Source organism: Paludisphaera mucosa, assembly GCF_029589435.1.
Taxonomy (GTDB): Bacteria; Planctomycetota; Planctomycetia; order Isosphaerales; family Isosphaeraceae; genus Paludisphaera; species Paludisphaera mucosa.
On sequence record NZ_JARRAG010000005.1, the window covers coordinates 31,392 to 55,221 of the forward strand.

Annotated in this window: 20 protein-coding genes; 9 read left to right on the plus strand and 11 right to left on the minus strand. The window is 69.2% G+C overall.

The genetic code is table 11. The features are described from left to right. Positions 1 to 58 precede the first annotated feature (58 nt). Positions 59 to 1,915 carry a PAS domain-containing hybrid sensor histidine kinase/response regulator gene (locus tag PZE19_RS31560; RefSeq protein WP_277864654.1) on the plus strand — a complete coding sequence of 619 codons (1,857 nt, stop codon included), beginning with the start codon at positions 59 to 61 and terminating at the stop codon, positions 1,913 to 1,915. A gap of 32 nt (positions 1,916 to 1,947) precedes the next feature. Here the strand turns inward: PZE19_RS31560 and PZE19_RS31565 are convergent, their stop codons facing one another. The 5 genes from PZE19_RS31565 to PZE19_RS31580 form a co-directional block, all read right to left on the minus strand. Then, entirely contained in the window at positions 1,948 to 2,571 is a 624-nt protein-coding gene (locus PZE19_RS31565; RefSeq protein WP_277864655.1) for an alpha-ketoglutarate-dependent dioxygenase AlkB family protein, read from the minus strand. A 21-nt stretch (positions 2,572 to 2,592) separates the two neighbouring features. Continuing rightward, positions 2,593 to 2,793, minus strand: coding sequence for a PIN domain-containing protein (locus PZE19_RS33320; RefSeq protein WP_368411428.1), 201 nt, complete (start codon positions 2,791 to 2,793; stop codon positions 2,593 to 2,595). A 12-nt stretch (positions 2,794 to 2,805) separates the two neighbouring features. Then, positions 2,806 to 3,015, minus strand: a complete 210-nt coding sequence (locus PZE19_RS31570; protein WP_277864656.1) for a PIN domain-containing protein — start codon at positions 3,013 to 3,015, stop codon at positions 2,806 to 2,808. Next, entirely contained in the window at positions 3,012 to 3,251 is a 240-nt protein-coding gene (locus PZE19_RS31575; RefSeq protein ID WP_277864657.1) for a type II toxin-antitoxin system prevent-host-death family antitoxin, read from the minus strand. The genes PZE19_RS31570 and PZE19_RS31575 overlap by 4 nt, the downstream gene beginning before the upstream one ends. 230 nt (positions 3,252 to 3,481) lie before the next feature. Continuing rightward, positions 3,482 to 6,502 carry a serine/threonine-protein kinase gene (locus PZE19_RS31580; protein WP_277864658.1) on the minus strand — a complete coding sequence of 1,007 codons (3,021 nt, stop codon included), beginning with the start codon at positions 6,500 to 6,502 and terminating at the stop codon, positions 3,482 to 3,484. A 628-nt stretch (positions 6,503 to 7,130) separates the two neighbouring features. Here PZE19_RS31580 and PZE19_RS31585 point away from each other — a divergent pair. Both PZE19_RS31585 and PZE19_RS31590 read left to right on the plus strand, forming a co-directional pair. Beyond that, positions 7,131 to 9,047 (plus strand): hybrid sensor histidine kinase/response regulator, encoded by a 1,917-nt coding sequence (locus tag PZE19_RS31585; protein ID WP_277864659.1) that lies wholly within the window; start codon positions 7,131 to 7,133, stop codon positions 9,045 to 9,047. A 785-nt stretch (positions 9,048 to 9,832) separates the two neighbouring features. Beyond that, a complete protein-coding gene (locus tag PZE19_RS31590) occupies positions 9,833 to 10,000 on the plus strand; it encodes a hypothetical protein (RefSeq protein WP_277864660.1) in 168 nt (55 codons plus the stop codon). A 264-nt stretch (positions 10,001 to 10,264) separates the two neighbouring features. Here the strand turns inward: PZE19_RS31590 and PZE19_RS31595 are convergent, their stop codons facing one another. Continuing rightward, positions 10,265 to 10,399 carry a hypothetical protein gene (locus PZE19_RS31595; protein ID WP_277864661.1) on the minus strand — a complete coding sequence of 45 codons (135 nt, stop codon included), beginning with the start codon at positions 10,397 to 10,399 and terminating at the stop codon, positions 10,265 to 10,267. A gap of 425 nt (positions 10,400 to 10,824) precedes the next feature. After that, positions 10,825 to 11,163 (minus strand): hypothetical protein, encoded by a 339-nt coding sequence (locus PZE19_RS31600; protein WP_277864662.1) that lies wholly within the window; start codon positions 11,161 to 11,163, stop codon positions 10,825 to 10,827. Positions 11,164 to 11,724: 561 nt separating this feature from the next. Between PZE19_RS31600 and PZE19_RS31605 the strand changes: the two genes are divergently transcribed. Continuing rightward, entirely contained in the window at positions 11,725 to 12,018 is a 294-nt protein-coding gene (locus PZE19_RS31605) for a hypothetical protein (RefSeq protein WP_277864663.1), read from the plus strand. Between the two features lie 752 nt (positions 12,019 to 12,770). Here PZE19_RS31605 and PZE19_RS31610 read toward each other — a convergent pair. The 4 genes from PZE19_RS31610 to PZE19_RS31625 all read right to left on the minus strand — a co-directional run bounded on the left by PZE19_RS31610 (position 12,771) and on the right by PZE19_RS31625 (position 14,734). Then, positions 12,771 to 13,136, minus strand: coding sequence for a hypothetical protein (locus tag PZE19_RS31610; protein ID WP_277864664.1), 366 nt, complete (start codon positions 13,134 to 13,136; stop codon positions 12,771 to 12,773). A gap of 249 nt (positions 13,137 to 13,385) precedes the next feature. Continuing rightward, positions 13,386 to 13,613 carry a hypothetical protein gene (locus tag PZE19_RS31615; protein ID WP_277864665.1) on the minus strand — a complete coding sequence of 76 codons (228 nt, stop codon included), beginning with the start codon at positions 13,611 to 13,613 and terminating at the stop codon, positions 13,386 to 13,388. A gap of 25 nt (positions 13,614 to 13,638) precedes the next feature. After that, positions 13,639 to 13,965 (minus strand): hypothetical protein, encoded by a 327-nt coding sequence (locus PZE19_RS31620; RefSeq protein WP_277864666.1) that lies wholly within the window; start codon positions 13,963 to 13,965, stop codon positions 13,639 to 13,641. Beyond that, positions 13,925 to 14,734, minus strand: a complete 810-nt coding sequence (locus tag PZE19_RS31625) for a ParA family protein (protein ID WP_277864667.1) — start codon at positions 14,732 to 14,734, stop codon at positions 13,925 to 13,927. Before PZE19_RS31625 ends, PZE19_RS31620 begins: the two co-directional genes overlap by 41 nt. 185 nt (positions 14,735 to 14,919) lie before the next feature. Here PZE19_RS31625 and PZE19_RS31630 point away from each other — a divergent pair, with 185 nt between their 5' ends. The 5 genes from PZE19_RS31630 to PZE19_RS31650 all read left to right on the plus strand — a co-directional run bounded on the left by PZE19_RS31630 (position 14,920) and on the right by PZE19_RS31650 (position 23,252). Beyond that, positions 14,920 to 15,771 (plus strand): IS5 family transposase, encoded by an 852-nt coding sequence (locus PZE19_RS31630; RefSeq protein WP_277864668.1) that lies wholly within the window; start codon positions 14,920 to 14,922, stop codon positions 15,769 to 15,771. 397 nt (positions 15,772 to 16,168) lie between these two features. After that, positions 16,169 to 17,194, plus strand: a complete 1,026-nt coding sequence (locus tag PZE19_RS31635) for a DUF1559 domain-containing protein (protein ID WP_277864669.1) — start codon at positions 16,169 to 16,171, stop codon at positions 17,192 to 17,194. Positions 17,195 to 17,451: 257 nt separating this feature from the next. Further along, positions 17,452 to 18,033, plus strand: a complete 582-nt coding sequence (locus PZE19_RS31640; protein WP_368411429.1) for an ECF-type sigma factor — start codon at positions 17,452 to 17,454, stop codon at positions 18,031 to 18,033. A gap of 76 nt (positions 18,034 to 18,109) precedes the next feature. Continuing rightward, entirely contained in the window at positions 18,110 to 21,424 is a 3,315-nt protein-coding gene (locus PZE19_RS31645; RefSeq protein WP_277864671.1) for a serine/threonine-protein kinase, read from the plus strand. A 796-nt stretch (positions 21,425 to 22,220) separates the two neighbouring features. Then, positions 22,221 to 23,252 carry an FG-GAP repeat domain-containing protein gene (locus tag PZE19_RS31650; RefSeq protein ID WP_277864672.1) on the plus strand — a complete coding sequence of 344 codons (1,032 nt, stop codon included), beginning with the start codon at positions 22,221 to 22,223 and terminating at the stop codon, positions 23,250 to 23,252. The last annotated feature ends 578 nt before the right edge of the window (positions 23,253 to 23,830 follow it).

Below are 23,830 nucleotides of genomic sequence, written 5' to 3' on the forward strand. Positions count from 1 at the left end.
CTCACCAGCTTATACAAGGTGGACCATGTCCCAGGGTTCGGACGCGGATAGATATCGGATGCTCGTCGAGCACAGCCTCGACGCCCTCGCCACCATCGAGCCCGACGGCCGGGTCTCCTACGTGAGCCCCGGCATCGCTCGCGTGCTCGGGTACACGCCCGAGGAGTTCGCGGAGCTGGGCGCCTTCGATGTCGTGCATCCCGACGAGCGACGGGAGGCGGAAGCCCGATTCTCGGAGCTGCTCGAGCGGCCCGGCGGCTCGCAGACCGCCGTCATCCGGGTGCGGCATCGAGACGGAGCCTGGCGATGGATTGAGACCGTCTCCACCAATCAGCTCGACTCGGCGGGCGTCGGCGTCGTGGTCGCCAACTTCCGCGACGTCACCGACCGCAAGCGGTCCGAGGACGCCGCCCGCGAAGCCGACGAGAAGTTCCGCCACATCGTCGAGAGTGCCACCGAGTTCGCCATCTTCACGACCGACCTCGAGGGCCGCGTGGACGGCTGGAACTCGGGGGCCGTCCGCCTCCTCGGCTACGACGAAGGCGAAATCCTGGGCCGGGACTGCCGCATCTTCTTCACGCCGGAGGACAACGAGGCGGACGCGGCCAGGGGCGAGATGCACGACGCCCTGAAGCGGGGCAGCGGCGACGACGAGCGGTGGCACGTGCGGAAGGACGGGAGCCGATTCTGGGGCAGCGGCCTGATGATGCCGCTCAAGGACGACGCGGGGGCCGTCGTCGGCTACCTGAAAATCTTCCGCGACATGACCCGCGAGAAGCGGGACGCGGAGGCCCTGGCGGAGGCCGCCCGCAGGAAGAGCGAGTTCCTCGCCATCCTCGCCCACGAGCTCAGGAACCCGCTGGCGGCCATCGACAACGCATCGCAACTCCTGCTCGTCGCCGACGGCGACGACGGCCGGTCTCGGTGGTGTCGCGACGTCATCCGACGCCAGGCGGGCCGATTGGCGAGGCTCTTGGACGACCTGCTCGACGTGTCGCGAGTCGCCCAGGGGAAGATTCGGCTCCGGAAGGAGCGGCTCGACCTGAAACGCGTCGTCGGCGGGGCCGTGGACGTCGTCAGGCCGCTCGTCGACCGCAAGAAGCACTCCTTGACCATCGCGATGGCGCCCGGCGAGATGGCCGTCTTCGGCGACGCGGCCAGGCTCGAGCAGGTGCTCGTCAACCTGCTGACCAACGCCGCCAAGTACACCGACGACGGCGGCCTCATCTCGGTCATGGGGACGGGCGGCCGAGAGGTCGTGGTGACGGTGAGCGACAGCGGAATCGGCATCACGCCGGAGATGCTCCCCCGCGTCTTCGAGCTCTTCGCCCAGGTCGACCGGTCGATAGACCGCTCCGATGGCGGGCTCGGGGTCGGGCTCACCCTGTCCCGGTGGCTCGTCGAGCTGCACGGCGGGGAGATTTCGGCCCGGAGCGACGGCGAGGGGAAGGGGAGCGAATTCGTCGTCAGGCTCCCCGCCGCCGAGGCGAACGACGTTTCGCAGGCCGACGCCGACCGAGGGGATACGGCCCTCCCGAGGCGGGGGTTGCGGCTGCTCGTCGTCGAGGACAATCCCGACGCGGCCCTGGGACTCGCGATGCTCCTGGAGGCTTCCGGCCACGAAGTGGCCACGGCTTACGACGGGCCCTCGGCCGTCGAGCTCGCACGCTCCGTGCGTCCGGACGCGGTGCTCTCGGACATCGGCCTCCCCGGCATGGACGGCTACGAGGTGGCACGACGGCTCAGGGGCGACGGGGCGGGAGCCTTGTTAATCGCCATCTCGGGCTACGGCCAGGAGGAGGACCGCCGCCGCTCCCGCGAGGCCGGATTCGACCACCATTTCATCAAGCCCGTGGACTACGAATCCCTGTCCGAGCTGCTCGCTCGGCTGACTCCCCGCGAGGTCGGGGCCTGACCGCCTCACCATGTCGACTCGTTCGAGGGGACTCATTCGGCCCGGGTCACCAGATGCCGAAACGTGAGATTCAGCCTCTCTTCCACGGGCTTCGCCGTCTTCGAAATCTGGTGCAGCCAATTCGCCTGCGTCCCGCCTCGCATGACGAGGAGGCTGCCGTGCGTCAGTTCGACGCTCGCCTTCAGCTCCTTCCGCCGCTTGTGCTTGAGCTGGAAGTTCCTCGTGCCGCCGAAGCTGACCGAGGCGATGACGGGGTCTTCGCCGAACTCAGGCTCGTCGTCCGCGTGCCAGCCCATGCCGTCCCGGCCGTCTCGATAGCGGTTGAGGAGGACGCCGTTGAAGGACACGCCCACGGCGGCTTCCACGGCGTGTTTGACCTCGGCCAGGGCCGTCGTCCAGGGCAGGGGCTCGTTCACGATGCCCGAGTAGACGTAGCGGGCCCCCGCATCGCCGTACCACGCGGTGAGGCGGGGCAGCGGCTTCAGCTCGCCGAACATCTTCATCGAGTCCTGCCGCCATCGCGTCGTCTCGACGAGCTGCCGGAGGAGTCGGTCCGCTGCGTCCGTGGGGAAGAAGGATGGGTGGAAGACGACCTCGGCCTCGGGGAGGTCGAGCGTCAGGAACGGGCGAGCGGAGTCGGTCGTGGATTCAGACATCGCCCATCTCCTTACAAGGTTCTACGCGTCCCGCCACGGATTGAGGAGGCGGACGCCGCTCGCCTTGAAATCGCCCTCGTTCCTGGTCATGACGTGCAGGCCGTGGCGGAGTGCGGTCGCGGCGATGAGCCCGTCGGCCGCGTGGACTATGAGCCCTTTCTTCTGGGCCCGTGCCGACAGCTCGCCCCAGATCTTGCCGGTCTCGACGTCGATGGGGACGATGCGTTCGGAGAACTAACCCTCCAGGGCGGCGAGCCACGCGGTCAGCTCGGTTCGCTTTTTGCCGGCCGCGAGCAGTCCGATGCCTTTGACGATTTCTCCCACCGAGACGACGCTCAGGAAGAGCTTCTCGTCAGGGACCGCCGAGACGGCCGCGACCACCCCGGCGTCGGGCTTCGGCTTCCGCAGCTCGGCGATGGTGCAGGTGTCGAGGAGCACCTTCACAGCTCGACGTCCCGCATGGGGCTCCGGTCGCGTTCCAGGTCGAGCCCATCGAAGGACGGCCCGCCCATGAGGAATTCCTTGAAGCTCTGACGCTGGCCGGTCAGCTCCGCATACTTCTCGGCCGAGATGACCACCACGGCGTCTTTCCGGCGAGTGATGGTCTGCGGCCCCTCGGAGAGGGCGAGGTTGACGACCTCGCTCAATCGGTTCTTCGCGTCGGCCAAGTTCCAGGTCATCGGGTGCCTCCATGATAGCTAGCCAGTCTAGCCATCATGTCACACATGGGGAGTCACGGCAAGGATTAAACAAGCCCCCTGCCGGAGTCCGATTACCGGACATAACGCCCTTTATGTCTGGTAGTGTGGATGCGGCCTGGAGGAATCGAAGGTCTCCAGGATGACGCTCTCGAACCTCTCGAGGGTTGGCGTAGAGGCCGCGGGAATCGCCACGCCGAACGGGCGCTTCGTCAAGGATGGGATGCGGCCTCGCCCGGGAGCCCATCGAGCTTCGCCCGCCACGCGGGGACCTGCTCCTCCCTGCCGGTCGACGCGTAAAGCTGCACGACCCGTCCGACCGCCTGGTCCAGCCGATTCCAGAGCCAGGCGGGGATCTCCGCCTCGCGGGATTTCATCCCCTCGCAGCCGGAGAGGAGCAGCGGCTCCGCCGCTGCATACTCCTCCCGACCGAGCAGGATGCCGCCGAGCAGGCTCTGCGTATGGAAGCGGTTCCAGTCGTCCGGCGTCTTGACGTCCCGGATCGCCAGGCTCTCCCGCAGGAGCGGCTCGGCCTCGGCCCACCGCCGCTGGTCCGCCAGCATGCCGCCGAGGATGGCGAGGGTGCCGGCCACGTGCGGGTGATCGAGGCCGAGTCTTCGCCGCCGCCCCGCGAGCGCCTCGCGGAGCATCGGCTCGGCCCGCGCGGAATCGCCCTGGTCGATGTAGGCGGCGGCGAGGCTGTTCTCGACGTTGAGCGTGTCGGGGTGATCGCGGCCGAGCGTCGCCCGCATGCCGTCGAGCGTCCGCTCCCACAGCGGGACCGCGAGGTCCACGCGGTCGGTCGCCCGTCGTGCGAAGGCGAGTTCGTGCCGAAGGCCGAGCGTGACGGGATCGTCCGGGCCCGGATCTTTCGTCCGGGCGTCCAACGCCGCCTCGAGGATGGGGATCGCGAGGTCGTGCCGGCCGGTCGCCATGTAAGCCTTGGCGAGGCTGTCCCGGCAGTAGATCGTCTGGGGATGGCTCGGCCCCAGCTTTCTCGCCTGGATCGCCAGGCACTCGACGAGCGGCGCGATCGCCAGCTCGTTCCGGCCGGCCGCCATGTAAGCGCCCGCGAGGCTGCTCCGGCAGCCGAGCGCGTCGGGGTGGTCGGCGCCGAACTTCGCCGTCCAGGCCGCCAGGTTGCGCTCGAAGAGGGGGATGGCCCGGTCGACCCGGCCGGCCATCAGATAGGTGCCGGCGAGGTCGTGTTCGCTGCAGAGCGTATGCCTGTGGCCGGGTCCCAGCGTCGCCCTCCTCGCGGTCAGCGTCCGTTCGTGCATGGTCGTCGCCAGGTCGATCCGGCCGGAGGACCGGTACGCGTGGGCCAGGTTGTACTGGGTGTTGAGAGTGTCCGGGTGGTCCGGGCCCAGCACGGCCGACTGGGATGCGAGGGTCCGCTCGAACAGGGGGAGGGCCCGAACCAGATCGCCCGCGACGCTGTAGGCTTCGGCGAGGTCGCTCTGGCTGTCGAGGGTCGCGGGATGGTCGGGGCCGAGGAGGGCCTTGCGAACGTCCACCGCGCGCTCATGCTGACGGATCGCCAGCTTCGACTCCCCCAGGTAATCGTAGGTCTGGCCGAGCACCTGCCGCAGGGATCCCTCGACGGCCGGCTGGTCCCGGAACGCCGCGGCGATCGTCGGCTCGGCGGCGTCCAGGGCGTGGCGGATGGTCACGTCCTTGCCCAGCCCGCCCTCCACGCCCTCCGGGCGGGTCGCCGCCAACACCTGATCCTGGAAGAACCTCAGGACCGCCCTGGATTCCTCCGCCGACCGACCCGCCTTCTCGCCTTCGGCCTTGGCCGCGGCCTCGGCCCGCGTGGCCCGGATCGCCTGCCAGGCGCTCAACACGCTCCCGATCGCCAGGAGGGTCGAGAAGGCCGAGACGGCCGCCAGCGCCGTCCTGTGCCTGCCCACGAACTTCCGCAGCCGATAGGAGGCCGAGGGCGGGCAGGCTTCCACCGGGTCGCCGTCGAGGTGGCGCCGGACGTCCCGGGCGAAGCCGTCGGCCGTCTCGTAGCGTCGCGAGCGGTCCTTCTCCAACGCCTTCATGACGATCCAGTCCAGCTCGCCGCGCATCAGCCTGGAGAGCTTCGTCGCCTCGGTCCTCCGCATGGCCGAGATCGCGGGCAGGCGGTCCCCCGAGCTGCTGAGGCGGGTGCTGGGCCTGGGCGGCTCCTCCTCCTTGATCCGCTTGAGGATCTCGACGTAGCCCGCCTGGGCCAGCTTGGCCCTCTCCAGCGGGGTGCTCCCGGTCATCAACTCGTAGAGCAGGACGCCGAGCGAATAGACGTCGCTGCGCGTATCGACCCCCAGCGCGCTCATCTCGGCCTGCTCGGGGCTCATGTATTCGAGCGTGCCCACGATCGAGCCGAACTCGGTGAACATGGTGCGCTCGGTGAGCCGCCGGTCGACGGCCTTGGCGATCCCGAAGTCGATCACCTTGGGGACCGGCTCGCCATCGTAGAGGGTCACGAGGATGTTCGAAGGCTTGATGTCGCGGTGGACGACCCCCTTCTGGTGGGCGTGCTGGACCGCATGGCAGACGGGGATGAACAGCTCGAGCCGCTCGCGGGGGTCGAGCGCGGCCTCGTCGCAGTACTGGGTGATCGGGACGCCGTTGACCAGCTCCATCACGAAATAGGGGCGGCCGCCCTCCGTCGCCCCGGCCTCCAGGACGCGGGCGATGCTCTGGTGGTCCATCATGGCGAGCGCCTGGCGTTCGGCCTCGAACCGGGCGACGACCTGGGCGCTGTCCATGCCCGCCTTGATGATCTTGAGGGCGACCCTGCGGCGGACCGGAATCTCCTGCTCGGCCATGTAGACGACGCCCATGCCCCCCTCGCCGATCGGCTGGAGCAGCTTGTAGGGGCCGATGCGGGCCCCGGGGCCTTCCATCGTCGGAACCGAGGCCGTCCGACCGAAGGCCGAGGCCGTCTCGCCGGGCGGCGTCGCGGCGTGATCCATCGTGACGGCGTCGCTCGTCGCGGCCGCCCGACCGTCGCCGTCCTCCGGTCGGTCGTGCGACTGGAGCAAGTCCTCGACCCGCCGTCGCAGCGCAGCGTCCGTCGAGCACTCGCGGTCCAGGAAATCGCGCCGGGACGCGGGATCTAGATGTTCCACGGCCGCCAGGAAGACGTCTCGACAGCGTCGGGGGTCGGGCGCGATGGGACGATCCTCATCTCGGGGCCGGGCTTCCATGCGACGGACGTCCGTCGCGACGGCCGCGGACGGCATCGTGGTTGATCGTCGGAGATTCTCGTCCTCTCGGCGCGGCGGGTGCATCGCGAAGACGGGCCCGCAATGTCGCCGCACGTCGTAGTTCGCCAATCATCATGAGGTCGTGGGCCGGCCGAAGCCAGCATATCCTCGCAGGCGTCGGGGATTCGGCTCGGGGATTCCGGAGCGGCCGACTAAGAACCTCCGATCGATGGATCTTACCACGCATCACCGGCTCGGGCCGCCGGGAGGGCCAAGCTGGGTTCGCTGGAGATGGAGGGCGTGGACCTCGCGTGGGTCTGATAATGGGCGTTATGTTCATTCCTGGAATTATAGTCCGATTGCAGCGATTGTGCGTGCCGCGAAACGCCATCGACCTCATCGACCCAGAGTGTCGCGACATACCGGAAATCGGGCCTCGTCTCTTCGAGATTTCCTCCTGAAGGAGTTCGACGAACATCGACTTCGCGAACTCGGGCGACGTCGGCCCGGCTTGCTTACGACTGCTTGAAGTCCGAAGATGGGGATTCGACGACCAGAACACTCCCCGGAACGCCTCGAATCCAGAACATCCATATATTTTATGACCAACACGGCTTCGGAGCATGAAGAGAATCCGTCAGGTTCGAAAGCTTCATGGTATCAGGTGACGCTCTCCGCCATCGGCGACGCCGTCCTGACCACCGACCCCGACGGCGTGGTGACATACATGAACCCGGTGGCCGAATCGCTCACCGGATGGTCGGCGGCCGAGGCCGCCGGCCAACGCCTGGAAGTCGTCTTTCGCATCGTCAACGAGGAGACGCGAAAGCCCAGCGAGCAGCCCGTGAGGAAGGTCATCGACACGGGCCTCGTCCGCGGCCTCGCGAACCACACGCTGCTCATCACCCGCGACGGGCGGGAGCTCGCCATCGACGACAGTGCAGCCCCCGTCTGGGGCGAAGGCGGCGAGCTCGTCGGCGTCGTCATGGTGTTTCGAGACGTCACGGAACGCAGGTTGAATGAACACCTCGTCGACACGGCCAGGAATTTCGCCGAGAGCATCATCAGCACGGTGCGGGAGCCGCTCCTCGTCCTGAACGCCGATCTCCACGTCAAGTCGGCCAACCGTTCCTTTTACGAGACCTTCCGGGTCGCACCTTCCGAGACCGAGGGTCGGTTCATCTACGACCTCGGCGATGGGCAGTGGGACATCCCGGCGCTCAGGACCTTGCTCGAAGAAGTCATCCCTCGCGACAGCACGTTCAACGACTTCGAAGTGGAGCACGACTTCGAGGACGTCGGCCGGAAGACGATGTTGCTCAACGCCCGACGCTTCCCCCCCGAAGGAAAGTGGGACCTCATCCTCCTCGCCATCGCCGACGTCACCGAACGCAGACGACTCGATCGGGAACGCGAAGCCATGTTGCTGGAGGCCGAAGCGGCGAGGACCAAGGCGGAGGCGACCGCCGTCAAACTCGCGGAAGCCGACCTGCACAAGAATCAGTTCCTGGCGATGCTCGCCCACGAGCTCAGGAACCCGCTCGCGGCCGTGCGGAACGCCGTGGAAGTCGCATCCCGCTCCGGTTCGAGGGAAGACCTCGAGTGGAGCCGGGACGTGACCGCCCGGCAGGTCGGCAACTTCTCCCACCTCATCAACGACCTCCTGGACGTCGCCCGGATCACCGAGGGCAAGATCCTGCTCCGCAAGGAACTCATCGATGCGGCACAGGTCGCCCTCTATGCCGTCGCGGCCGTAAAACCCATCGTCGAAGAACGGAAGCACGAGCTTCTGCTCTCGTTCACGTCCACCGACTTGAAGCTCGAAGCCGACTCCACCCGATTGGAGCAGATCCTCGTCAACCTCCTCACGAACGCCGCCAAATACACGCCGGCCGGAGGGCACATCCAGCTCATCGTCGGCGTCGAAGGGGGCGACGTGGTGTTTCGCGTGCGGGACGACGGCCTCGGCATAGCTCCCGAGCTGCTCCCGCGGATGTTCGACCTTTTCACCCAGGCCGACCGTTCGCTCGACCGCTCGGAGGGCGGGCTCGGCATCGGGCTCACGCTCGTCAGGTCGCTGGCCGAGCTCCACGGCGGCAACGTCACCGCGACGAGCGACGGCCCCGGCGAGGGGAGCGAGTTCGTCGTCCGACTTCCCGCCTCTGAAGCCCGGACCGAGGCCGCGTCCGAGGCAAATGAGGAACCCGAGGCTTCGACGGCCCGACGGTTCCGCGTGCTCGTCGTCGATGACAACGTGGACACGGCGGACGGTATGGCGATGCTGCTCAAACTCTCCGGCCATGACGCCCGCGTCGCCCACTCCGCCGAATCCGCCCTCGACGTGGCCCGTGATTTCCTGCCGGAGGTGATGCTCCTCGACATCGGCCTCCCGGGTATGAACGGATATGAGCTGGCGTCCGCATTTCGAGGGCTGGAGTCGAGCAAAGGTTCCGTCCTGATCGCCGTCTCCGGCTACGGCGAACCCCAGGCGCGAGACCGCTCGAAGGAAGCGGGGTTCGACCACCACCTCGTGAAGCCTGCGAGTTTCGACGCCGTCCTCGCCCTCCTCGGCGACGTCTAGGAATCCGCGTCGGGACGAGTCGCGGCCGGGTCCGGATCCCACGTCGGCGGGCCGGGGGCCTCGATCGATCGCGGCGTCGACGGGGCCGTCGCGGCGTAATGCACGCTAGCGGACATTTCCCTTGCATCCTGAAGCGAATTCGTATTTAATGTTTTTGGGATCAAAATATTTTGTTTAATGAATAAATTTCGACGCGCGGTCGGGGGACGGTTTCACGCCGACGGGTCCTACCCGTCGAACGGGATCGACGCCGGGAAGACCGCCGTCGCCGGGCGGCTGCGACGGGGTCCCATGGGGCGGGGCCGGGCCGGCTGCTCAAGGGCGTCGGGGCGACGTGCCTGGCGGCGACGAGGCGGAGCGACGGACGCGCGTGGGCCGGATCCGAAGGCCGAGAGCCTCCACCCTTCACCCTGAAAGCTGGGGAGCATGTCCAAAGACGCCCGGACGGTCGTGGTCTCGCTGGCCGTCCTGAGGTTGGCCGTCCCGCGCGAGGGGGGCCGCGGATTCCCATGCCCCACCTGCGAGGAACCCCTCGACGTCCATCAACCCGACTGCGGCAACCCCGACCGCATGCTGGGCGTCTGCTACGGCTGCAGGAGGTGGACCGTGATCGACGTGATCCCCGGGGCCGACGAGGTCGCGGTCATGCAGTTGTCGAATGCCGCAGGCTTCGAGGAGGGCCGGCCCGCCGCCGGGACCCTTGCGACGCCGCGAGGGCCGGCGTCGTCGCGCGCACCTCAGTCGCCTGGGCCGCGGACTCGCACCCGAATCGACGAGGCGTCGCCATGCTCGTCCGACTCGAGGACGCCCAAGGCCGGCCCATATTCGTCGAATCGGACGCCGTCGCGCCCTTCGGCGGCGCCCAGGTCGCCATGGACCACACGGTCGAGCAGGTCGCCGGGATGATCGAGGCCGCCGTGGCCGCGTCCCGATCCGCCCGGGCCCCGCGGTGACCTGAGCACACGGCTCCGCCGGACGTCGAGGCGGCCCGCGACGCCTGGAAACTCGTGATCGAGAACCAATGGCCCGGCGTCGCGAGGTCGTTCACCGTCTCATTCGATGGTCAGCCGGCGTAGGGGCATGCCTGCTGGCCCCAGCCGGCCGGCGTTCTCGTCGCTGGCGGAGGGGGCTTCCGATTCCCGCGACCTGATCTGGGTGCTCGGGACGGAGCGGCCGAGGACCGTCGGCGTCTCGTGGATCGACGACCATGATCGCGCTCACGGCCGGACCATGTGGAAGGCGGGCCGATAGCCCTCGGTCTCGTCGCACGCGCCGACGTCCCACGCATCGCCCGTCACATTCGGCTGGACGCGCTGCGAATCCTGGCGTCGTTCGCCGGACGCGGCACTCATGGGGGGCAGGTCCAGGCACCCGCGCCGCCGCTTCGACGGGAGAGGCCGCCGACGCGGAGCCGCTTCAGATGAGGCGGTCCTTCATGATGCTCATGCGAGAGGCGGGGTCCAGCCCGTCGACGATGGGCGAGGCGATGAACGCGACGACGACCGTCGAGGGGATCATCGACGACACGCCTGAGCGGGCGGAGGCGGGGATCGGGCGCGCGTACGGGTGGGTCTTCCACGACCCGACATCCGACGTCCGGAAGGCCTACGTCCGAGGCCGAGGCCCCGCCGAGAAGCCGCACGCCGCGGCGAAGGCCGAGCTCGACGCGCGGCGCGCGACCGCGCGGCCGCCCATCCGGGGTCGACCGAGGGCCGCGTCATCGCGGCCGTGGAGCGTCGGCGGACCGAGGGCGGAAGCTGAAGTCCGCAAGTTTTCGTCAGGCTCCGTCCTTCGGCGTCCATTTGTGGTCCCGCCGCTTCCTGACCCGCTCGCCGACGTCGTCGACGTCGAACGCGGGTATGTCCAGCCGGCCCACCTGCCGGCCCCACGTGCGCCGCACTTCGGTCGTCTCGGCCTCGGGGGAGGGGTCTCCCTGCGTCGGCTCGCCGGCGGGCTCGGGCGTCGGCTCGGAGGAGGGCTCGGGCGTCGTCGGGGGCGTCGGCACCGGCTTTTCCACGCTCGCCGACACGCGCCGGAAGGCCCCTTTCGCCGTTTTCATGCGCCACATCTCCTCCAGCCGGGCGGCGTCCTCCCGTTCCAGTTCGGGACAGATCATGTCGTGCCGTCCTTGAGTGACGATCATATTTATTATCAACTCGACTTATTTCCAAATAAGCAAATCATGAACCAATTCACGCTTTAAACTTCGCGGATCGGGGCCGGCGACGACCAAACATTTCGGGGATCGATTAATATTAAGCTTGAATTTATGATAATTTGCTTGATTAACATATGGAGGTCGGCGTACCGTGTAGCCGTGGCAGGGGTCGGCGTCGACACCTAATCGCGGCTGACGGTTCGGAACCGTCGCCGCTTCCCCTGACTCGCCCTGAGAACGCCGCCGGTCGTCTTGCGAAGCCGCGAGGGCCGGCGGCGTCGCGCGCACCTCGGTCGTCTGGAATCTGCACTCGAACCCGAACCGACGAGGCGTCGTCATGTTTGTCCGACTCGAGGACGCCCGAGGCCGGCCCGCATTCGTCGAATCGGGCGGTGCCGTCGCCGTGGACCATGCGCCCGAGGAAGTCGCCGAAATGATCGAGGTCGCCGCCGGGCCGCGTGGGGCCGGGTCGTGGTCCCGCCGCCGGACGTTGCAGCCGGTCGAATGCGTGGAGGACGTATGAGCGTCGACGCCAGGATCATCAAGGTGGACCGCGACACCTGGAGGATCGCGGTCGCGAACCATGGACCCGGCGTCGCGAGATCGATCGCCGTCTCCATCGATGGGAAGCCGGCGCAGGGGCATGCCTGCTGGGCCCCCGGCCGGCCCGGGTTCTCGTCGCTGGAGGAAGGGGCTTCCGACTCCCGCGACCTGATCCTGGCGTTCGAGGTGGAGAGGCCGAGGGCCATCGCCGTCTCATGGATCGACGGCGGCGGCCGCAGGTGCGACCAGCTCGTGGTGGTGCCGAGATGAAGCCCGACGCTGCATCCGGTCGGACGCCGGCCTCGCCGAACCGAGCAGATGGAACGGATGCGGGCGATGCAGCCCGACGCGCCGTGCCTGCTCATGCGGGGTTCGGGCCGGCGGGCCCGCGCCGGAGGAACCGGCGACGACTCGCACCATCACGACCCGCTGCGACCGAGGCCGTGAGGACCGTCGCGGCCCCCGAGTTGTACCGCCCCGTGCGTCGGGCGGGCTTTCGCACGGAGGGACGCCGGTCCCCGCGGGTGGTTCTCGGCGACGCCCTCCCCGTGCTCCGGGCCTCGTCCGCCGGCAGGTCGACGAGGCCTCGGAGGCCCAGGCGGGCCGGATGACCTATGCACGACGGAACGCTCGGAGTCAACCGGAATCCGAACGTTCCGGACGCTTCCGAGGGATGACTGCGACGACGGGCGTCGGCCCGAGGATCGACGTCCGTCCGGCCCACGCACCGACCCGCGACGGGGCGCGTCGCGGGCGCCGCCGGTCCCCGCTTGACGGTTCTCGACGACGCCCGCGACGCCCCGCATCCCCCTTGTTCGGAGTTCGCCGGGGACGCGGGAGCCCATGTGGGCCGCGAGAAATATAGGCGGCGGCGAAGGGTCGCGATCCTAATGCTGTCGAATATCGACGCGACGACCTCGGCGGGCGAGGCCGGATGTAACGCGAGGTTGGACGCACCGACGTCCCACGAAACCAAGGGCCGGCGAGGCGGGATTTTACGAGCGCGAGTCTCGCGCGGCGGCTCAGCGGCCGAGGAGCCGGCTGGCCCCCATGCGGATCGCCACCCAGAGGCGGCGGCCGGGGAGCCAGCGGGCGTCGATCCCCGGGTGGGGCTGGGGCGGGACGTCGTGTCGCAAGTAGACCTCCACGGGCAACACCGTCGAATCGACCTCCACGGTCGTCAGCTCGCTCCACCAGGCCTGCTCGGATGCGTCCGCCTCGGGGACGGCCGCGGGCGGTGGAGGTGCGGGGGCCGGGGGGCTGCCGCCCCACCACCGCCGGCCGCCGGCCTGGGGTGCGGCGGCCGCCGGCCGAGAAACGAAGGCCAGGGTGGCGGGCTGTTCGGACGAGGCGTCGGTGATGTCGATCAGCTCGGGGCGCGCATTCATGGTTGACCTCTGGGGGTTGTGGGTGCGCGCCCCATTGTAGCCACCCTATGCTTATTAAACTCGCTACAATCCCCCTGATCCTCAAATAGCCTACATCCCTTAAAGTCAACGCACCTGTGACGTCTGGTTGGATGTCCCCTGAGGGCCAGCCGATCTGCTCGAGGGCGTTGCCCCGCGCGATAGAAATAAAGCAGGCCGGTGCCCTCGCGGGCTCCGGCTTTCTTCGTCTGAGATCATCGTCGCCAGCGGCTATTCTCCGCTCAATGCGTCTTCCCCCTCGTGCCAGACTCGGAGACGAAAGAGGCCGCCTTCCCACAGTGAGATCGTTTCGACGTTGAGCACGCGGATCCCCGCCGAGGCGATCCAGTCGTTCGCGGCCTCGACGGCCTGGTCGAACGTCATCGACTCGGCGTCCTTCCCGAGGCCGAAGAATCCCGGCCGGGCGAGCTTCTGCTGAAAGTCGCGATAAGCGATCAAGCCGCCCTCCTTCCGATCGAATCGGTCACGCCGCGTCTTCCGACTCGGACGACCCCGACGACCGCACCACGCGATGGTCTGGGACGTGGCGGTCCAGAAGGGCCGCGACGTATTCGGAGATCGTCCGGCCGCGGCGGTGTGACTGCACCAGGATCCGCTCGAACAGGTCGTCGGGCAGGTGGATGGTCCGCGGCTTGATTCGCTTCGCCGACGAGGCGGCGGCGCGGGCCTTGGCGGACGCGGCGCCCCCCCTGCCCTTCGACGGGCTCGGCTCGGCCTCGGCCATCTCCTCGACCTCGGGCTCGAACGGCTTAGGCTGCGTCTTCTCGCGCTCCAGGACCCCGGCGAGCATGCTCGGTTTCTTCGGATCGGCCATGGGAAAGCACCTCGTCGATCAGGGCTTCGAACGCCGTCGCGGCGGGCGACTTCGGCGCGTGGTCTAGGATCGTCAGGCCGCGGGCGTGGGCGGCCTCGATGGCGGCTGAGAGCGGGATCGTGGCTTTGTGGACCAGCCCGCCGAACGTTTCGCGGAGCTGACGTTCCACATCGCGGCTGGTGGCGTCCTTGCGGGCCTTGCACAACACCAGGCCGGCGAGCCTGAGCCCGGGGTTGTAGGCGTCGCGGATCTCCTCCACGGCCCGCCTGAGGTCCACCAGGCCGAGCACCGCGTACATCGCGGCGTCGACCGGAGCGACGACTTCCGTGGCCGCCGTCAGGACGTTGATCGTCGACAGGTTGAGCGACGGGCCCGAGTCGATGAGGACCTCGTCGTACCCGCGGACGTCGACCAGGGCCGACCGGAGGCGCGTGTCCCGCCCGAGCTCCTGGGCGAGGGCGATGTTCGCCCCGCCGAGGGAAGATCCGGCCGGCAGGACGTCGAGCCCCTCGGTGGGCGTCGGCCGGATCGCGTCGACCGCGGCGGCGTGGCGCAGGAGGACCTCGCCCAAGCCGACGTCTCCGCCCCCCTGCCCTCGCGTCACCGTCCAGGTCGCATGCCCCTGCGCGTCAGCGTCGATCAGCAGCACGCGCCGGCCGCGCTTCGCCAGCCCGACGGCGATGGTCGCCGCGCAGGTCGACTTGCCGACACCGCCCTTGAGGTTCACGAACGCGATCCGTCGCATCGGCCTTATCCCCATTCCTGGAAGGATCATCGTTCGCGACGGCCTGGGGCTTGAGCGTCGGGACGTCCAAACGTCGGAGGATCGCGGCGCCGGCCCTCTCAGAGGCTATCCGGTAAGACTCCAGGGCCGTACGTTGTTGGGGTGGAAGGACGCCCCGACGACCCGCCGCCCCAAGGACGACCCGCGTGCGCAAGCCCTATCCCTCGGATCTGACCGACGAGCAATGGGCGATCCTGGAGCCCATGATCACGATCAATACGGACGGGCGGCCGCGGATCATTGACATGCGCGAGGTCGTCGACGCGATCCTTTATCTGAACCGCTCGGGCTGCCAGTGGGACATGCTGCCGCACGACCTGCCGGCGAAGAGCACGGTCTACGACCACTTCGCCCGCTGGCGCGACGACGGCACCTGGAAGCGGGTCCAGGAGGCCCTGCGGCGGCGGGTCCGCGAGGCGGCCGGCCGCGACCCGGCCCCCAAGGTCGGCTGCATCGACAGCCAGACGGTCAAGGGGGCCGAGGTGGGCGGGACTCGGGGCTACGACGGCGGCAAGAAGCCGTCGGGCCGGAAGCGTCACATCGTCGTGGACTCGCTGGGCCTGCTGCTGGCCGTGCTGGTCTCGGCGGCGAACCTCGACGACGGGACGTGGGCCCCGCGCGTGCTGGCCCGCCTGACCGCCGGGCAGTGCACGCGGCTGGAGGCCGTGCGGGGCGACGCCAAGTACCGGAACCACGCGCTGGACCGCTGGCTGGCGGACGGGCGAAGGATCGGGGCGTACGTCGTGGAAGTCGTCGAGCGGCCGCCCGGCTCGGTCGGGTTCGTCCACGTCGCGAAACGCTGGGTCGTGGAGCGGACGTTCGCCTGGATCGGCCGCTCGCGGCGCAACAGCCGCGACTACGAGCGGCTGGAGATCTCGTCCGAGGCGATGATCATGCTCGGGTCGATCCATCGCATGCTCCGGACGTTGGAACCCGATCTATACGATCCGCCCGCGCCCTTCAAATACCGCGAAAACCAGGGATTGGTTACCGGATAGCTTCTTACAGGGCGAACGTGGGGTCGATGACGCCGTAGTCCCGGTCGTCCTTCCAACAGCCTGCCTGCCGGCTGTCGCCGAAGTGGGACCCGGCCGAGGACGCAGCACCGGCGCTCGTGGCATCGCCGTCGATCGAGAAAGACTTCTCGCAGTCGTCGGTCCATTCGATCGCGCCGACCCCTTACGCCCGGCTATCCGCCGAGGGCCGGAACTGGTGCGGCGTATTCACGAGCGCGCCGGACGCTCGCGGGTCAGGCCTTTGGATCAGGGCGTCTTCGAATGCCGTGGCAATCCGGTGGGACGAGAACTTTGGTAGAACCGCTGCATGCTTCGTTGAGTGCTCCGAATTCGGCCGTGGACATGGGGCCGCCATCTAGAAAGAGGGCGGGGGACGAGGATGGCCGGAGGACGACCCTGCCGAGGGTTCACCCTGATCGAGGCGATCGTGGTCGTCGCGGTGATCGGCGTGCTGGTCGCCCTGCTGCTGCCGGCCGTCCAGGCGGCGCGCGAGGCCGCCCGTCGGATGGGATGCGTCGGCAACCTGAAGCAGCTCGCCCTGGCGGCGGCCGGATACGAGCATCAGGTGGGCTGCTATCCGATGGGGAACCCCGTCCGCACGGACGCCAGGTTCCCCCAGGCCGTCCTCGACGGCCACAGCGTCTTCGTCGCGCTGCTGCCCTTCCTGGAGCAGAAGCCGCTCTTCGACGCGTTCAACTTCGACAGGTCGATCAACTACTGCGACAACGCGACGGCCATCGCCACGAGGGTGGCCGTCCTCTCCTGCCCGAGCGACCACGCGGCCGGCGGGCCGAAGCCCGCCCTCTACTGGCTGATCGACGCCGTAGGGCCGTCGATGACGAACATCTCCTCGTACGCCGGCTGTTCGGGGATGGTCTATCGATATCCGGCGTCGGCCGCGGAGATCGCGAGGATGCCGCTCCACAACCGGCAGTGCGACGGCGTGTTCTTCGTGGACAGCCGCGTCCGCCGGGCGGAGATCGCGGACGGCGCGAGCAACACTCTCATGTTCTGCGAGCGGGCCCACGCGCGACTGACGATCCCCGGGCCCGACGAGTACCACTGGTGGTCCGACGGCTGGATGTGCGACAACCATTTCCTGACGGCGTTCCCGATCAACCCGACCATCGCCCCAGACCCGGCCGGCTACTACGGCTACACGGCGCAACTCTGGGCGGCCTCCAGCCTGCACGGGGGCGGCGCGAACTTCGCGATGTGCGACGGATCGGTACGGTTCCTCAAGGACTCGATCGACACCATGGCCGTCGACGGCAACGGCATCCCGGTGGGGGTCGCTGGCAACGTCGAAGTCGGCGTCACCTTCGCCCCCGGGACGAGGTTCGGGGTGTATCAGCATCTCGGCAGCAGGGCGGGCGGAGAGGTCGTGGGCGCGGACGCTTACTGAAGGCGCGCCGGCCCGGGTCGCGCGAGCCCGCCTGAGTCGCTAAGCCGGCCTCGCGTCCCGGGCGGGCCGTCGGCCCCGCACCCGATCGAGAGCCCGGTCCGCGTCGGCCGTGCGCCGAGGGGTCCGGGTCCATCGCGATCACGGGGGACTTCGGGAAACGCCTTGCCGCGGCCTCGCGAGTCCGCAAACATAATTGCATGCCGGCACTGGCCGGCGGCCCGACGCCGGGGCCGGACGCGGCGACGGACGTCATCCTCATGGGCGAACGCCAGGCCGTCACGCAGATCCTCGATGCCATCGGCGGCGGCGACCCGAAGGCCGCCCGCGAGCTGCTCCCCCTCGTCTACGACGAGCTCCGCGCCCTGGCCTCGCGCCGCCTCGCGGGCGAGTCGCCCGGGCAGACCCTCCAGGCCACCGCCCTGGTGCACGAGGCGTACCTGCGGCTGGTGGGGCCCGACGACCCCCGGCCCTGGAACGACCGCCGGCACTTCTACGCCGCCGCCGCCGAGGCGATGCGTCGCATCCTGATCGATCGCGCCCGCGACCGTAGGCGCCTAAAGCGGGGGGGGACGCGACGTCGCGAGCCCCTGGCGCTGGAGCACCTCCTGGACGACGACGCCCCGCCCGACGACCTGATCGCCCTCGACGAGGCGGTGGAGAGGCTGACGCAGGTCGACCCCGGCGCCGCCGAGCTGGCCAAGCTCCGCCTCTTCGCCGGCCTGGGGCTGGGAGAGTCGGCCAGGACGCTCGGCATGCCCCGGCGCTCGGCCGACCGCCTGTGGGCCTTCGCCCGGTCCTGGCTCTTCGTGGCCTTGAACCCGCCCGACCCGGCGGGCTGACGCCCGGAATCTTGGCGCACCCGCGGCCCGGACGGGGCTTACTCGGGGGATCCCTCCTCAAACTCTAGAGGCCTCGATGCCCCCCCGCGATCTCCGCTCGATATTCCTCGGTGCCGTCGACCTCCCCCCCGGCCCGGGTCGGGACGCCTTCCTCGACGAGGCGTGCGACGGCGGCCCGGCGCTGCGCGCCCAAATGGAGGCCCTGCTGCGGGCCCACGAAGCCGCCGGCGGCTTCGTCGACTCCCCGACCACCGGGGCGTCCCCCGACGCCGACGCTCCCCCGGGGGCGGCGGTCGATGCCGAGGCGTCGCGGACGGGGATCGGGTCGCGCATCGGGCCCTACAAGCTCCTCCAGGTCATCGGCGAGGGGGGGATGGGCGTGGTCTTCATGGCCGAGCAGGAGAGGCCCGTGCGTCGCAGGGTCGCCCTGAAGGTCATCCGGGCCGGCATGGACACCGGCCAGGTCGTGGCGCGGTTCGAGGCCGAGCGGCAGGCCCTCGCCCTGATGGATCATCCCAACATCGCCAGGATCCTCGACGGAGGCGCCACCGACGCGGGCCGGCCCTACTTCGTGATGGAGCTGATCGCGGGCGTCCCCATCACCCGATTCTGCGACGAGGCCGGGCTCTCGCTCCAGGAGCGGCTGAAATTGTTCACGGCCGTCTGCGGCGCGGTCCAGCACGCACACCAGAAGGGGGTCGTCCATCGCGACCTGAAGCCCTCCAACATCCTGGTCGCGACGGTCGACGGCCGACCGACGCCCAAGGTGATCGACTTCGGCGTGGCCAAGGCGATCGAGCAGCGGCTGACCGAGCGGACGATGTTCACGCAGTTCGGCGCGCTCGTCGGCACGCCCCAGTACATGAGCCCCGAGCAGGCCGACGTCGGCGGCCTGGACGTAGACACGCGGAGCGACGTCTACTCGCTCGGGGTGATCCTGTACGAGCTGCTCACCGGCAGCACCCCCCTGGAGCGCGACGGCCTCGTGGGGGCGGCCGTCGCCGCGATCCTGCTCCGCATCCGCGAGGAGGAGCCGCCCCGGCCCAGCACGCGCATCTCGGAGTCGTCGCAGAAGCTGGCCTCCCTGTCCGCCGTCCGCGGCGTCGAGCCGGCGCGGCTGACGAGGATCGTCCGCGGCGACCTCGACTGGATCGTGATGAAGGCGCTGGAGAAGCAGAGGTCGCGCCGCTACGACTCGGCGGCCGGGCTCGCCCGGGACGTCCGCCGACACCTCGACGGCGACCCGGTGGAGGCCCGCCCGCCGTCCTCGCGTTACAAGCTGGGCAAGTTCGCCCGCAAGCATCGCGCGGCGCTGGCCGCGGCCGCCGGCCTCGCGCTGATCCTCGCGGCCGCGACGGCGGTCAGCGCCGCGATGGCCGTCGCGGCCTCGAGGGCGAGGGCGCGGTCGGAGGCCGCCCGCAAGGAGGCCGAGGCGACCACGCGCATCCTGATCGACCTGTTCCGCCTGCCCGACCCGAAGCTGCGGCGGAAGAACGTCCGGGTGGGAGAGCTGCTCGACGGGGCGATCGAGAAGGTCGAGGGCGACGAGGCCGTCTCCGACGGCCTCCGGGCGAGGGTGCTGCGCCAGCTGAAGTCGGCCCGAGACGCGGCGGGGGCGCCGGGCCCCAGGATGGCCGACCTGATGACCGGGGCCGTCCGCGACGTGATCGGGGGCGGCGCGACCATCCCGCCGAGGGTGCGCGGCAGGCTCCTCTACGCCCTGGGCCTGACGTGCCTCACCCTCAACAACGACGGCGCGGCCTCGCACGACGCGATGGCGGAGGCGGCGCGGATCGGGGACGAACTCCTCGATCCGGACGACCCCGAGCTGCTCGCGACGCGGGCCGAGGTGGTCAACGAGGGCATCCCCCGGCCGTTCGACGACCGCCTGGAACGCTATGCGCGAGAGACCATCCGACGCTGCGAGCGCACGCTCGGCCGCGACGACGGGCTCACGCTCCACGCCCGCAGCCTCCTGGCCATTTATCTGGGCGACAATCGGCGGTTCGACGGGACGGTCGAATTCGCGCGGGAGACGTTGAGGCTGGCGGAGAGCCGCTACCGGCCGTGGGACGAGCCCGTATACGAGGCGAGGACGGTCCTCGGGTCCCTCCATCACCAGACCGGGGATTTCCAGGAGGCTTACGCGGTCGCCGGCCGCAATTACGAGGCGATGTCCCGGCCGCCGGGCCCGGGCCCCCGTTCCTACGACGCGATCCTCGTCCAGGGCCAGCTCGCCCAGCAGGCGTACCAGACGAGCCGCCTCGAAGAATCCATCGACGTTCGGAAGGACGTCGTCGAGAAGTGCGTCGAACTCCTGGGCGAGGGCCATTCCCTGACCCTGGCGAACCGGAGACAGTTGGGCGCCGCCCAGTGGGATCTCGGTCGGCGGGAGGAGGGCATGGCGGAGATGCGCCGCGTCCTGGCGCGCGCCCGCGTGGAACTCGGCGAAGCCGACCTCTTCACCCTCCAGCTGCGATCCCTCGTCGTCCGGCTGGACGCCCTCCCGCCCGCGAACGCCGCCGAGGCGATCCCCGAGCTGCGGGCGGTGGCGGCCTCGATCGGCGACGATTTGAGCGCGACGTCGAGATTCCTCTTGATGGACGAGGTGAAATTTTCGCTCGTCTATTGCGAGTTGTGGACGGGCCGGTTCGAGCAGGCCGAGAAGGACTGCGAGGACTTGGTCGCGCTCGTGGAGGACCGCCGCCGCAGATTCGGACGCGACGATTGGATCCGGCAGAGGGAATTCCGGGCCAAGCTGCAGCTGGCGGCCGCGCGGCTCTGCCTGTCGAAGTTCGCCGACGCCCGCCTGCTGGTCGACGAGGTGGCCGGACAGATCCCCGAGGGCGAGGAGGACATGGGCGAGCTCCTGAACGAGGCCCGCTACCAACGGGCGGCCATCTGCACGCTCGAGGGGCGGGCGGCCGAAGCCCTCGAAATCTCGAAGGACATCGAACGGCATCACGAGAGCCTCGACCTCCCCCGCGACGTGATCCCCCATCGCCTGCGGCTGCTCGAGGCCGATTGTCATTTCCAACTCGGCCGCTACGACGAGGCCGAGCGTCTCTGGGATGAGACGATCCCGCACCTGCCCCCGGACTTGGCGGAGTTCCGCCTGCGTTGGGGCATCCAATCCCGTCAGGGCGCCGTCTACATGAAGCGAGGGGAATACGCCAGGGCCGAGCCCTTGATCACGGCCGGTTATCAGGAGATGAAGGACCGCGAGCGGCTGGTCGAACCCTCCATCCGGCCCCGGCTGGCCGAGAACGCCCGGCGGGTCGTGGACCTCTACGAGCGTTGGGGCAAGCCGGACCGGGCCGCCGAGTGGCGGGCGCGGGTGGGGCGGCTCGACTCGCCGGGGCTCCCGGAGGACGTCTTCGCGCGACCATGATCCGTCCCGCCCCCGACCGTGGTCCGGGGACGATCCGCGCGCGGCTCGATCCACCCTACGGTCCTCATGCTCGAGGCGACGGTCGTCCTACGCCCGCCCGGAGGGACCTCGCGAGCCCCGGTCGGGTCGCCCCGCGGGGCGCGACACCGCCGGCGTCGTGAATGGGTTCGGACGTAGCGCCGCCGAATCGATGCATCCGTCCGTCGGCCTTGCGTCCGACGCACGATCGCCTCGGAAAAAACATCGGCCGAGCTGGCGCATGTCGTGGAGGGACGGTGCTTATGGGGGGGTGAGGGCCGCCAGTCGCGGCGACCGGACTCGAACCCTGAACCCCGAACGGGAACGCCCCATGAATCTCCTGAACCTACTCCGAGGCGGGAAGCGAAGCATCCGACCGTCGGCCCGTCGTCGGACGCTTTTCGCCGGCCGCGTCCTGGAGGGCCTGGAAGATCGTCGACTGCTGGCGACCTATGCGACCTCGTCCGGCCTGAGACTCGCCCTCGCAGACGGTCCGACGCCGAGATCCGAGGCGGTCGTCGAGAATACAGACGCCAGGGTGCCGGCCGGTTGGCTCGCGCCCTCCGACGGCCTCCCTCCCCTGCGACCCCTCTTGCCCCGAAACGGCGATGCGAGGCCTTTTCCGTCGCGGGGCGTCGGCGAGGGTGCCTATGGGCCCAGAACTTCAGTCCGCATTGCAATACCCACGCCGACTCCCCCGAGGCCGACTCCCACGCCGACTCCCCCGAGGCCGACTCCCACGCCGACTCCCCCGAGGCCGACTCCCACGCCGACGGGTTTGGAGACCTATGAAGCGGGAGACCTGAACATCTCGGTCGACATCGGCGACGTCAACGCGGACGGCAAGCCGGACGTACTGGTGTCGAATCACAATAACGACGGTGAGCCGTCGCTCAACATCCTGCTGAACAAGGGGGATGGCACGTTACTGCCGAAGGTCGGGTACGACGGCGGCCTTCATGCCGACCAGGCGAAGCTGGCGGACATGGACGGCGACGGGAAGCTCGACGTCGTGGCGATGAACTGGGGAGGCCAGGTGAGCGTCCTGAAGGGCCGCGGCGACGGCACCTTCGCGCCCCGGGCCGCCTATCCGAGCGGCGGTGAATCGCAGACCGGGATGGCGGTCGTCGACCTCAACGGGGATGGCAGGCTGGATGTGGCCACGTCCCAGTATTATACGGGATATGTCAACGTATTGCTGAACGACGGGGATGGAACTTTGAGGCCTGTTGTCAGCCGTCGGACGACCTCGGGCGTCTTCTGGGTCGCGGCGGCCGACGTGGACTCGGACGGGAAGGCCGACCTGATCTCGGCGACCTGGGACTCGCGCGAGGGCAACGTGTTCCTGAACCGCGGGGACGGCGAGTTCGCCGCCCCGACGACGTTCGGCCTCGGCTACAACGTCACGCACCTGGCCGTCGGCGACCTCGACCGGGACGGAAAGGCCGACCTGGTCGCCTCGAACACGGGCGACGGGACGATCGGCGTGCTGCTGGGCCGGGGCGACGGGACGTTCGCCCCCCAGAAGACGTATGCGGCGCCGGGCGTCGGCAACGCGGCCGTCGCCGACCTCGACCGCGACGGCGTGCCGGACGTGGTCGCGACCGACTTCGGCGACGGGGCGATCAGCCTCTTCCGGGGGGTCGGCGACGGGACGTTCGGGGCCCGCCGGGCGATCGCGATGGGGGCGGGCCCGGCCGGGGTCGCCGTCGGCGACCTGGACGGCGACGGCCTGGCCGACGTCGTGACGGCCAACCGGAACGACCGACGCATAAGCATCTTGAGGGGCAGGTTTCGACCGGGTTCGTGATCCGAGCCGATGCGACGTGGAGGTGCAAGGGCGGCCCCGGGGTCGCCCTTCTTCATGCCCCGCCTTCCGAGATCACCTTCGGCAGATACGGGTCGCCTGGCCGTTCGAAAGCGCGGGAAGGTCGGTCCGGCGGCCGGCTCGACGAGCCGCCGTCGCATCCGCTGGGACGATCGGCCTGGGGGCGTTGCAGGCGGCCGTCCATCGAACAGGCCCCCTACTCCGTCCAAGCCGAACCTAGGTGCCATTATCGGACGCAGTAAGGACCCGACTCAAAGGACTTGGCTTAACGAGACGACACGGCGGCCGCCCGGGCTTCCGCCCTGAATCGAATCCTCGCCACAGGTTCAGTTTGCGTAACGGCGTTCTGGGTTCGACCCTTATAAGTCGGCGGGCGACTCTTCCGGATCGGCGCGGGAGCTGTCGACGGCGTCGCCTGATGAGTCCCTTCGGCCATCGCCTTTAGGAGGCTCAGGGCGGACGCCGAGCCGACCGACTTAACGATCGTGAACTCGGCGATCGACCCGATGACCTGGTTGAACGTCGAAGCCGGCTCCGTAAGCCGTGGTTCGGACTTCGCG

What these genes read in the sequence shown, in the direction of transcription:
- PZE19_RS31605 (WP_277864663.1), top strand. Translation starts at nt 11,725, where the DNA reads ATGAGCGTCGACGCCAGGATCATCAAGGTGGACCGCGACACCTGGAGG.
- PZE19_RS31625 (WP_277864667.1), bottom strand. Translation starts at nt 14,734, where the DNA reads ATGCGACGGATCGCGTTCGTGAACCTCAAGGGCGGTGTCGGCAAGTCG.
- PZE19_RS31575 (WP_277864657.1), bottom strand. Translation starts at nt 3,251, where the DNA reads ATGACCTGGAACTTGGCCGACGCGAAGAACCGATTGAGCGAGGTCGTC.
- PZE19_RS31565 (WP_277864655.1), bottom strand. Translation starts at nt 2,571, where the DNA reads ATGTCTGAATCCACGACCGACTCCGCTCGCCCGTTCCTGACGCTCGAC.
- PZE19_RS31580 (WP_277864658.1), bottom strand. Translation starts at nt 6,502, where the DNA reads ATGCCGTCCGCGGCCGTCGCGACGGACGTCCGTCGCATGGAAGCCCGG.
- PZE19_RS31600 (WP_277864662.1), bottom strand. Translation starts at nt 11,163, where the DNA reads ATGATCTGTCCCGAACTGGAACGGGAGGACGCCGCCCGGCTGGAGGAG.
- PZE19_RS31635 (WP_277864669.1), top strand. Translation starts at nt 16,169, where the DNA reads ATGGCCGGAGGACGACCCTGCCGAGGGTTCACCCTGATCGAGGCGATC.
- PZE19_RS31645 (WP_277864671.1), top strand. Translation starts at nt 18,110, where the DNA reads ATGCCCCCCCGCGATCTCCGCTCGATATTCCTCGGTGCCGTCGACCTC.
- PZE19_RS31590 (WP_277864660.1), top strand. Translation starts at nt 9,833, where the DNA reads ATGCTCGTCCGACTCGAGGACGCCCAAGGCCGGCCCATATTCGTCGAA.
- PZE19_RS31640 (WP_368411429.1), top strand. Translation starts at nt 17,452, where the DNA reads ATGGGCGAACGCCAGGCCGTCACGCAGATCCTCGATGCCATCGGCGGC.
- PZE19_RS31560 (WP_277864654.1), top strand. Translation starts at nt 59, where the DNA reads ATGCTCGTCGAGCACAGCCTCGACGCCCTCGCCACCATCGAGCCCGAC.
- PZE19_RS31610 (WP_277864664.1), bottom strand. Translation starts at nt 13,136, where the DNA reads ATGAATGCGCGCCCCGAGCTGATCGACATCACCGACGCCTCGTCCGAA.
- PZE19_RS31620 (WP_277864666.1), bottom strand. Translation starts at nt 13,965, where the DNA reads ATGCTCGCCGGGGTCCTGGAGCGCGAGAAGACGCAGCCTAAGCCGTTC.
- PZE19_RS31595 (WP_277864661.1), bottom strand. Translation starts at nt 10,399, where the DNA reads ATGAGTGCCGCGTCCGGCGAACGACGCCAGGATTCGCAGCGCGTCCAG.